Raw genomic sequence first — 2063 nt, forward strand, 5'->3', positions numbered from 1 at the left:
TCGATATCCTCACAGCTTCGGCTTACAGCCTTGCTTGTCATGACCTGACTGATGAATCGCTGCTTATTTTCAACAAGCGACCAGTTGTATGCATCAAAAGTTCCTTTGGTGACATATCTATAGATTGCCACCTCTTCATTTTCGTTGCCCTGCCTGATGCCTCGTCCTTCCCTCTGTTCAATGGAGCTTGGCTTCCAAGGACAGTCCACATGATGCATTGCAACCAGATGTGTCTGAACATTAACGCCAGTACCACATTTATCTGTAGAACCTATAAGCACTTTTTTCTTACCTGTTCTCATTTCCTTAAATAGTGCATCCCTCTGTGCGTCGGTCTTTGCATCATGGATAAATGCTATCTCCTCTGCCGGAATACCATACTGTATCAGTGTTTCCTTCAGATAATCGTAGATGGTAAAATCCTTATCCGGTCCCGGTGTGCCGATATCCGAAAAAATAAGCTGGCAGCCTATATGACCGTTGGCATTTCCTTTCTCATATTCTTTCCATACATTCTCCGCTACCTTATTGAGCTTTCCATCTGGATTATTTGGTGCGTCCTTATCAATCAGCCTTGCATCTGTTCCGAGTAATCTTGCCTCATGAGTAATCTTTAGGAAGTTGTCCACACTTGGATCAACTCCACCACCTCTGATACGCTCTGCCCTCACAACAAAGTCTTCCATAACCTGCTTTACATACCAGTCAGGCTCTGACTCCACTATGATAGGCTTGCCGCCACGAAGAGCCGGCACATCAAGGTCAAGCATGTCTGCGGTCTGCACATCTGCTACTTCACGAAAGATATTCATAAGCTCCGGCAGATTCGTAAACTTATTGAATCTGCTCTTAAAACGGAAACCGCTTCCCTCTACAGTAAGCTCCAGTGCTGTTGTCACTTCACCGAAGTTCGCTGCCCATGAATCAAAGTGATAAATTCCCATCTCTTCAAGTGCTGCCTTCTGCAAGTAAAGCTGCATGACATACATCTCACACATGGTATTGGATATCGGTGTACCTGTCGCAAACACAATGCCTCTGCCATCATTTATTTCAGACAAATACTGGCATTTAAGCTGCATATCTGTTGACTTTTTCGCTCCACTGCTGCTGATACCGGACACATTATTCATCTTGGAAAAAATCGCAAGGTTCTTAAAATTATGTGCTTCGTCTACCATGATAGAATCTACACCCAGTTCCTCAAAGGTAATAAGGTCATCCTTCCTGCTCTCATCTGACAAGGATTTCAGCTGTTCCTCCAGTTTTTTCTTCTGGCTTTCCATCTGTTTTACAGTCCATCGCTCTCCGTTACGCTCCTTCATCTCATCAATCGCATAGCTGATTTCATCAATCTGCTCGTTAAGCATCCGCTCCTTTCTCTCTGCGGAGATTGGGATTTTCTCAAACTGCGAGTGTGACATAATAATGCAGTCATAGTCACCTGTCGCAATCCTTGATACGAACTGCTTTCTGCGGCTTTTTTCAAAATCACGCTCTGTGGCAACCAGGATATTTGCTGACGGATAAAGCCTTAAAAACTCTGATGCAGTCTGCCCGATAAGTGGCTTTGGAACAACCATGATTGTCTTATTGGCAAGTCCAAGTCTCTTCTGCTCCATACATGCAGCCATCATCTCAAATGACTTTCCTGCACCAACACAGTGTGCCAGCAGGGTATTTCCTCCGAGAAGGATTCTTGCCACCGCATTCTTCTGATGAGGCTTTAGCTCAATCGCCGGATTCATTCCCGGAAACTGCAGATGGCTTCCGTCATACTCACGCAGACGGATGTTATTGAATGTCTCATTGTAATATTCCACATACTTCTGTCTTCGCTCCGGCTCGGCAAACAGCCACTCCTTGAACTTCTCCTTGATCATGTTCTGCTTTTCCCTTGCAAGCATTGTCTCATTCTTATTGACTTCGTAATGATATTTGCCATCACCGTCATCAATCCTGTCCCTGACTGTTACAGTTTTAAGGTTCAGCGTATCCTCAAAAATAGAATAAGCATCCATGCGGCTTGTACCATAGGTCTTAGTAGCTGCCACTGAATGCTT

At 44.6% G+C, this 2063-nt stretch carries 1 protein-coding gene; it reads right to left on the reverse strand.

Annotated features, from left to right (window positions below; translation table 11 throughout):
* Positions 1–2063, reverse strand: a 2063-nt coding sequence (locus WMO38_RS14945) for a helicase-like domain-containing protein (RefSeq protein ID WP_349163207.1), incomplete at both ends; no start/stop codon positions are given.

Origin of the sequence: Lachnospira hominis (ex Hitch et al. 2025) (assembly GCF_040096395.1) — a bacterium.
In the GTDB taxonomy this organism is placed as follows: Bacteria; Bacillota; Clostridia; order Lachnospirales; family Lachnospiraceae; genus Lachnospira; species Lachnospira hominis.